This window comes from Aminobacter sp. J44 (assembly GCF_007829415.1).
Classification (GTDB): domain Bacteria; phylum Pseudomonadota; class Alphaproteobacteria; order Rhizobiales; family Rhizobiaceae; genus Aerobium.
This window is the reverse complement of the sequence record NZ_VLJG01000071.1, coordinates 1-7,638: the sequence shown is the minus strand read 5'-3', so window position 1 is coordinate 7,638 and position 7,638 is coordinate 1. Positions and strand designations below refer to the sequence as shown.

Annotated in this window: 7 protein-coding genes and 2 pseudogenes; 6 read left to right on the top strand and 3 right to left on the bottom strand. The window is 55.7% G+C overall.

Annotation, left to right across the window (positions count from 1 at the left end):
* Nucleotides 1-249: transposase (locus L610_RS18580; RefSeq protein ID WP_186441533.1), on the top strand; the 249-nt coding region annotated here is incomplete at its 5' end.
* Nucleotides 250-1,125: 876 nt separating this feature from the next.
* On the opposite strand, the gene L610_RS18575 is transcribed toward L610_RS18580, so the two are convergent.
* Complete coding sequence (locus L610_RS18575; protein ID WP_144706895.1) at nt 1,126-1,725, bottom strand: TetR/AcrR family transcriptional regulator; 600 nt, start codon at nt 1,723-1,725, stop codon at nt 1,126-1,128.
* A 114-nt stretch (nt 1,726-1,839) separates the two neighbouring features.
* The gene (locus tag L610_RS18570; protein WP_144706893.1) at nt 1,840-2,595 is read right to left on the bottom strand and encodes an SDR family NAD(P)-dependent oxidoreductase; all 756 of its coding nucleotides are present in this window, start codon (nt 2,593-2,595) and stop codon (nt 1,840-1,842) included.
* Nucleotides 2,596-2,744: 149 nt separating this feature from the next.
* Between L610_RS18570 and L610_RS18565 the strand changes: the two genes are divergently transcribed.
* The 4 genes from L610_RS18565 to L610_RS18550 all read left to right on the top strand — a co-directional run bounded on the left by L610_RS18565 (nt 2,745) and on the right by L610_RS18550 (nt 6,625).
* Nucleotides 2,745-3,458, top strand: coding sequence for a carboxymuconolactone decarboxylase family protein (locus L610_RS18565; RefSeq protein WP_144706891.1), 714 nt, complete (start codon nt 2,745-2,747; stop codon nt 3,456-3,458).
* Nucleotides 3,459-3,591: 133 nt separating this feature from the next.
* A complete protein-coding gene (locus L610_RS18560; protein ID WP_144706889.1) occupies nt 3,592-4,716 on the top strand; it encodes a C4-dicarboxylate TRAP transporter substrate-binding protein in 1,125 nt (374 codons plus the stop codon).
* Nucleotides 4,717-4,874: 158 nt separating this feature from the next.
* A complete protein-coding gene (locus L610_RS18555; RefSeq protein ID WP_246659059.1) occupies nt 4,875-5,333 on the top strand; it encodes a TRAP transporter small permease in 459 nt (152 codons plus the stop codon).
* Nucleotides 5,330-6,625 (top strand): TRAP transporter large permease, encoded by a 1,296-nt coding sequence (locus L610_RS18550; protein WP_144706885.1) that lies wholly within the window; start codon nt 5,330-5,332, stop codon nt 6,623-6,625. Before L610_RS18555 ends, L610_RS18550 begins: the two co-directional genes overlap by 4 nt.
* A gap of 446 nt (nt 6,626-7,071) precedes the next feature.
* Here L610_RS18550 and L610_RS20665 read toward each other — a convergent pair.
* Nucleotides 7,072-7,400 (bottom strand): annotated as a pseudogene (locus tag L610_RS20665) (transposase); the annotation flags it as partial.
* Nucleotides 7,401-7,503: 103 nt separating this feature from the next.
* Here L610_RS20665 and L610_RS18540 point away from each other — a divergent pair.
* Nucleotides 7,504-7,638 (top strand): annotated as a pseudogene (locus tag L610_RS18540) (IS630 family transposase); the annotation flags it as partial.

Below are 7,638 nucleotides of genomic sequence, written 5' to 3'. Positions count from 1 at the left end.
TCCAGCCACAAGCGGGCCGCCGTGAAGGACAGGATTGAAGCCGCCGGTGCAACCCTGCGCTTCCTCCCGCCATACAGCCCGGACTTCAATCCTATCGAGAAGGCCTTCTCGCGCCTCAAGGCCATGCTCCGAAAGATCGGTGAGCGAACCGTCAGCGGCCTCTGGGACCTGATCGGCAGACTCGTCGATATCTTCCAGCCCGACGAATGCGCAAACTACTTCAGCTCGTGCGGATATGACCCGGAATGATCGAAAACCGCTCTAACTTATGGGCGCGGACAAAACGGGGAGCAGGTCACGACAATCAAGGTGAGCTTCAGAGGCTCATGATCGCGGTTGATCCGCTACGTTGGTGTTTTCAGGAGGAGAGCCACTTTGTGCCGGGCTGCTAGGTAACCGATCATCAAATGAAATTTTTTGATCCGGCACTGGGGTAAATAGTTCGGACCGGCTTATAGCCGGCGACTCCGCCGCAAGCAGCCAAGTCTTCATGATGTCTGCGTCAGGATAAGGTGGTCATCAACATCGCTGGCAAGAAGCACTGGCTGAGGCTTCCGTTGATCAGGACTGATACGTACTGGGCGAAATCGACCTGAACCGCCGCGACACCGAAGCGGCTATGCGTTTTCTAACCTAGCCGATGAAAGAAGCAAGGCTAGGTAGCCAGACGTCTAAATACCGACAAACTGGCTTCGTACGGAGCAGCCCAACGCTAGGCCAGGCCGAAGGTCGAGCACCAGTCCCACAAGGGCCCCAACAACAGGGCTGATAATTCCCAGCTCCCATTGGGAAACGGGAGAGAATGATGCAAGGCTTAGGTTGGTGGGTAGCCTACAGCGGTTCACCTCCGTTTCTCGGCTGTTAGAAACTTGTTCGTGGCCCCCCGATCAAACAAATCTGCCCTCGACACGCACCTTCACCGTCTGCAAACCATCGCGGAATGGTGAGCCACAGCGAGCGTGCTTGCCTGAAAACCAGCCAAGTAAGACATATTCCGTCTTCCTTCGGTTAACGTGCTATCACCCTGGCACGCTGTGCAGGCTTCGTCTGCACCGCCGGCCGAGAACCGGACGGGCCGGGAGCGCCGTCTCACCCGAGCCACGCACCATCGCGGATTGGCTAGCACTAGATGCGCATTCTAATCGCGTTCAGGCACAATGACGTTAGTTCGTCCGCGATTTGGTCTTCGCTAAGCCGGCCCCTGGGCCGATACCAGGCGAAAGACCACGTGACCATCCCAGTTAAAACCTGAGTAGCAATGCTTAGATCGACCGCTCCAATTACATCCGCATCATGCGCTTCGCGAAGCAGGCCCATTAGCAAAGCGTCAAAATTCCGGCGATCCGCAGTGATTTGTTTTCGCGCCTCATTCGAGATGTACTTCTCCTCTCGGAAATAGATTGCAATCCAAGCATGTCGACGAAGCGCACCCAGTGCGAGTTCTCGGAGGGACGTCGTCAACCGTTCCGCGATAGGAGCGTCTGATGCAACAGCTGATCGTAGCGGCTCGAGTGACGAGGTGGTCACTTGAAGAGCGATTTCATCAAGAATCTCGCCCTTGTTCTTGAAATGATAATAAATGTACGGTTTCGTCACACCGAGCCGGTCCGCTATCATATCTACCCGGGTGCCGTCGTAGCCACGCTCGAAGAACAGCTCCACTGCCTCCTCAAGTATGCGCATCCTTTTGAACAATGTGACCTGTTCACGAACCGATTGCGACATCTACTGACCTGTTGACCAACGACTTTAAAGCTACACTGAAGGTTCGTCCCCTCAGGCAATTCTCCGAAATCCTACTATTAGGTACGATCTGAAGAAACACAAGCAGCGATCCGCTCAGGCTGTCAATAGCCCGCCGTTCACGTCGATCATCTGTCCCGTGATGTAACCACTCAACTGGTTGCTGGCGAGAAACAGATAAGCACCAGCGCAATCCTTTGGCGAGCCTAACCGGCCCAACGGGATGGATGCACGGATTCGTTCTCGGACTGCATTATCAGTCGCCGTGTGGAACGGGGTATCGATGAAGCCGGGACCAACAGCGTTAACACGGATGCCTCTGGGGGCAAGCTCGCGGGCCGCATTTCGAGTGACTGCAAGGACTGCAGCTTTTGCAGCGCCGTAAAGGAGGGATCCCGGGCTGCCACCTGTTCTCGAAGCGATGGAGGCGGTGTTGATGATTGCGCTCCCGGACTGCATTAGCGGCAATGCCTCCTGCATAGACCATAATATGGAAGCTAAGTTCAGGTCCATTACGTGACGATATGTCGGGCTGTCGAAGGTCTCGAGCGATACTGGTGTTACCAAACCGCCGGCATTCAGTATCAATACGTCGATCCCGCCCCATTTCCTACCACCAGCGGCAATCATCTCACGCACGTCTGACTCTATGGTAATGTCAGCTTGTATTGCCCTCGCGTCGGCGCCTTGTTGGCTCAATTCCTGCGCGAGTAGGAGCGCAGTTTCAATCCGAACATTCCCATGCAACAAAAGCCGTGCACCTTCCGCCGCAAAGGACCGCGCAAGGGCGACGCCAATGCCGCTCGATGCGCCGGTGATGAGAACCCGACGGCCCTTAAGATCATCAAACATTTGTGTCCTCGCAGCCGCTTACACGAAGTTTCCTAAAACGACCGCCAACATCTCTACCACTATTGAAAAAAAAATACCAATGGGTATTCTTTGGTGGGCGTTGGTCAGATTGACGATAAAGTGGCCGACAGAATCGGGAGGAAATTGGCGTGGAAAAACTGGATAGCGTCAAGCTGGCGCGAAAAACCCCCACCACACTTAGTGACACGTTCTGCGAGGCGACCGCCGCATTCGGAACGATATCGCAAGCCAAGGGTATTCTTGATGCGCGCGAAAGAGCTCTGATCCTGGTCGCTTTGAACTCGGCTGTTACCCATATGAACGCGGCGGCATTGAGGCGACATGTTCGCGAAGCCCTTGATGCCGGCGCTACGGGCGATGAAATAGCTGAGGTGTTCCAGTTGGTTTCAGTGCTTGGCATTCACGCCGTTTCACTGGGCCTTCCCGCGCTTTTGGATGTCTTAGCATCGGCAGGGGAGGCGTATGACTTGACGCTTCCATTAACTCCCCAGCAGGAGACTCTGAAGCAGAAATTCGTGGAGGCGCGCGGCTATTGGAATTCGTTCTGGGAGCAGGTGCTACGTGTCGACCCCGATCTCCTGGACTCATATGCTCGCTTTTCGAGTGTCCCCTGGGAGCAGGGCGTTCTGTCGGGACGATTGCGGGAATTGATTTATGTCGCGATCGATGCTTCAACCACGCATATGTTCGATGAGGGAACACGCCAGCATATGGCGAATGCGCTCAAGCATGGAGCCACCCCGCAAGAAATCATGGCCGTGCTCACACTAGCCAGCACGCTCGGCTTACAGTCGGTCGCATTCGGTATGGCGATCCTCAATGAAGAGGAATACGGCTATTAAGCCGCCCCTCCCTCTCTCGCTGCCCCTTCCGATCAGCCGCCAGTGCGAGAGCGCTAGCGGCCAAAATACCCACTCGACTTAAAGAATTCACGGGCTGGCTGCTACCAGCTCATCCATCCAAGGAGGAGAAACTATGAAAACGTGGAAGTTCAGTGCGCGCACGTCATTGGGATCGCTTTTTGCCCTTGCAATGCTAGTCGGTCCGCATGCGGTGTCTGCCGAGACCCTTCGCGCAGCCAGCGGCTCACCTCCTGGCCACGCGGCCCACGACCCGATGTACACCACCTTCGCCTCTACTCTAGAGGAAGTGAGCGGTGGAGCCATGAATGTGCAGCTCATGGGCACCGAAGTTGCTACGCTTCGTGGCGCTATATCCAACCTGCAAGGCGGTATCCTGGATGTCGGCAACCTGCTGACTCTCTACTTCCCCGCTGAGTTCCCAAATAACATGGTAGTCTCGGAACTTGCGGTATTGGGACAGAGCGGACAGGCGATGTCGGGCGCTGTTACGGAATACCTGTTGTCATGTGAGGCCTGCCTTGAGGAATTTACCTCAAAGGGGCTTGTCTATCTGGGAACTGGATCGACCTCCAGCTATCAGCTTCTTTCGAATAAGCCCGTCACCTCAGTTGAGGATCTTCGCGGATTGCGTGTTCGCTCGGGCGGCGCGCCATTTACTCGATTTGCCGAGGCAATGGGTCTCGTGCCGGTCGAGATCACCATGGATGAAGAGTACGAGGCAGTCGCCAGTGGCTTGATCGATGGCCTATTAAATCCCCCGGTGAACCTGCTCAACGGAAAGCTTTACGAGATACTGAAGCACGTCACCGAATTGAACATCGGGACTTTCCACGCCTCGTCTGGTTTTACCGTCCGCCAAGAAACGTGGCGGAGGTTGAGCGTGGAACAGCGAGGCCAATTGATGCGCGCAGCGATCGCAGGCGTGGCAATCTCGGCGCCAGGTTTCGACGCCATGGATGCCGAGGCACTGGAGCATGTTGAAGTGCATCAGCCGGACGCTGGGCTAACCGAGGCTGTAAACGCATATCGAACAAAGGTGTTGGCTGACGCAGCGAAGATGGGCGTGGAGCAGTACAAAGTCAGCGAGTCGCAGGCTGAGATCGACCGTTTCGCGAGGTTGGTAGATAAGTGGAACGCTATCATCGCAGAGATCGGCCCAAAGGATCACAAAGCTATGGCTGACCGCCTCTACAAAGAGGTCTTCGCGGACATCGATCTGTCGACATACGGTATGTAAGCACTCGAGCCGCAGGCGTTGTTACGCTTGCGGCCGCTTTCGCGATCCCGCTGGAGGAACAACGCCAAATGTCAAACGTTCTGCCCCGCTCAAGCGGGGCTCTTAGCCGCGTGAGCAACGGCCTTTCAGTCTTAGGCGGCATCGGAGCAGGCTTGGCCATGCTGATGATTTTTGCGGATGTAGCGCTTCGTCTTTTCGGCTCACAGTTTCCCGGGACATATGTCGCGACGACAGGCTACTTCATGTTGATGCTGACCTTTCTGCCCCTCGTGAAGGTCCAGGCAGAAGATAAGATGATTTCGGTGGATGCAATGTATCTCGTGCTTCCGCATCCGGTACAGCGAGTCGTAGTCATCGTGGCCCAAATTTTGTCTCTCGGTACCTATCTGGCACTGGCCTACGGAACGCTGAAGGATGCTATCAGCAAAACGGCATCGCGGTCTTACGCGCTATCGGGAACCCTGGCCGTCCCAACTTGGCCCGGATACTATATCCTGCCCCTCTGCTTCGGCTTAACCGCGCTTGTAGTCGCGCGGGCAATTCTCGTTCATCGAGGTCAGCTGCCCAAGTCTAACGGAACTGACATCGTCGAAGCAAGTCTAGGAGATCGCCCATGAGCGGCATCGCCATCGGAATCTCCGGCATCATCGCGCTTGTGGTGCTTCTAGCAATCCGAACGCCGGTTGCCATCGCCCTCATCACGGTATCATTCCTCGGTTTGACGATCCTCTTAGATACCAACGCCGCCTGGTCAATTCTTAACACCGTCCCCTATGAGTTCTCTGCTAGTTGGACGTTGAGTGCTGTGCCTATGTTCTTGATGATGGGCTATATCAGCTTTAAGTCCAAAATGACGGGCAGCCTGTTTGATGTCGCCAAATCGCTTTTCTCCTGGATGCCGGGAAGCTTGGCCATATCAAGCGTGTTCGCTTGTACTGGCTTTGCCTCCGTGTGTGGATCATCGATCGCTACTGCTGCAGCCATGGGACGAATCTCGATCCCCGAGATGGTTCGAGGCGGATACAACGCAAATATAGCATGCGGCGCCGTGGCGGCCGGCGGCACTATTGGCGCGCTCATTCCCCCCTCCATCATCCTGATAATCTATGGGATCTTCGCGCAAACCTCGGTGCTGGACCTTTTCGTCGGCGGCATCGGAGTGGGCTTACTGACTGCGGCATGTTATATAGGCGCTATTCTCGCGATGGCAGCCCTACGCCCGGACCTAATACCCCGACGTCTTGAGAAGGTTGATATTCCCCCGCTGGGTGCGAGCCTGCGGGAAGCAGCACCAGTCCTGATCTTGATCCTGATTATCTTCGGTGGCCTCTTTAGTGGCGTGTTTACGGCTACTGAAGCAGGCGCGGTGGGTGCAGTCGCGGCAATCGCAATTGGCGCGGCAACGAGGAAGATTACGTTTCGCGACGTGGTGGAGTCGCTGGTAGAAACCGGCATGACCTGTGCTGGACTGTTCATCATTGCGATCGGAGCAACGATGCTAACTCGGTTCCTGGCCATATCAGGGACAGGGAGCTTTATTCTATCGCTAGTCGACGGATTTCAGCTCGGGTACTGGGAGTTGATGCTGGCAATTATCCTTGTATACCTCGTCTTGGGTATGTTTATGGACCCGATCGGCTGCCTTTTGCTCACGCTACCAATCTTTCTCCCCATTGCCAAAGTATATGATTTGGATTCAATCTGGTTTGGCGTACTCGTGGCTAAGTTGCTCGAGATCGGTATGATAACCCCGCCATTTGGGCTGAACGTGTTTGTCATACGTGGTCTAGTTGGTAGGCTCACCTCATTGACTGGGATCTTCAAGGGCGTGGTTCCATTTCTCGCCGCGGACCTAGTCGTAATTTTATTGATGATCGCCGTCCCCGGCATAGTCACTATTTGGCAATGACCGAAAAGATCATAGCGCCCCTGAGTGGTTATCCGAGGTCCTGTGGAATGGCCTCCCAAGGGCCGCGATGATCGTGCCGAACTACGCCCAATCCCGACGCCGCGCTAATAGCGCGGCGTCTACTTCATCTACCCCCAAATGACCGCTAGTGGGTTGTAGGCAGGATTGGTATTAGCGGTTCTCTCCAACGGTCTCGCAAACGAATGCAAGGTCGTGCAACCATCGTGGAGGCGCTACAAGAGACTTAATATTAATCGTGCGTCTGCCTTTTGCAGACGTCACGGGCACGCCAATTTGCGCGAGTTCCATACCGTACTTCCTGCACATTTTTCAGAGCGGCCGCATTGATCGGCATGGGAGTGGTTGCGGGCTACCAATTGACCTGCCGCTTACGTTTTTCGCCCCTTATGAGGGCACGCTTGTGTGCAGTGACCTGCCCGTGAACTTCATCCGGCGGCTATCAGAGCCTCGATCGCTTCTGTTTCGCCGCAGGGCGCGGTTGAGCAATGGGCGGAGACGCGTATCCCGTGTCGAGCCCAGCATCGAAACCGGTTGCAGCGAGTGTTCCAGTGAAAGCCGCCGGGGGCCTGATATCCGAGCGAGGAGTGGGCCTTCTGCCGTTTTGTAGTCCCGCCTCCATTCGGCGATGGCCCCGCACGCGTGGTCGAGACCTATGAAGAGGCTCTCGTTCAGGAACTCATCGCATCCGGCCGTTGAAGGACTCGACGTAACCGTTCTGCAGCGGCTTTCCGGGCGCGATGTAGTCCCACGCGACGCTATCCTTTAGAGCGGTTTTCGACCGTTTTGAATCGCGTGGGGATTCCCGCCGGGCGTGATTTCTGATTAAGAATCCGTGCTGGTGAAGGAGGCCAGCATGGATGGCTCAACCTCTTTCGATGGATTTGCGTTCACGGCTTTTGGCGGCGGTTGATGGCGGGTTGAGCTGCCGTGCTGCTGCGATCCGGTTTGGTGTTGCGCCTTCGACGGCGATCCGTTGGCATGCGCAGCGGCGC

Excerpts from the sequence above, each read along its gene's own strand:
- L610_RS18555 (WP_246659059.1), top strand. The coding sequence starts at position 4,875 with ATGCTGATGATTTTTGCGGATGTAGCGCTTCGTCTTTTCGGCTCACAG.
- L610_RS18550 (WP_144706885.1), top strand. The coding sequence starts at position 5,330 with ATGAGCGGCATCGCCATCGGAATCTCCGGCATCATCGCGCTTGTGGTG.
- L610_RS18560 (WP_144706889.1), top strand. The coding sequence starts at position 3,592 with ATGAAAACGTGGAAGTTCAGTGCGCGCACGTCATTGGGATCGCTTTTT.
- L610_RS18575 (WP_144706895.1), bottom strand. The coding sequence starts at position 1,725 with ATGTCGCAATCGGTTCGTGAACAGGTCACATTGTTCAAAAGGATGCGC.
- L610_RS18570 (WP_144706893.1), bottom strand. The coding sequence starts at position 2,595 with ATGTTTGATGATCTTAAGGGCCGTCGGGTTCTCATCACCGGCGCATCG.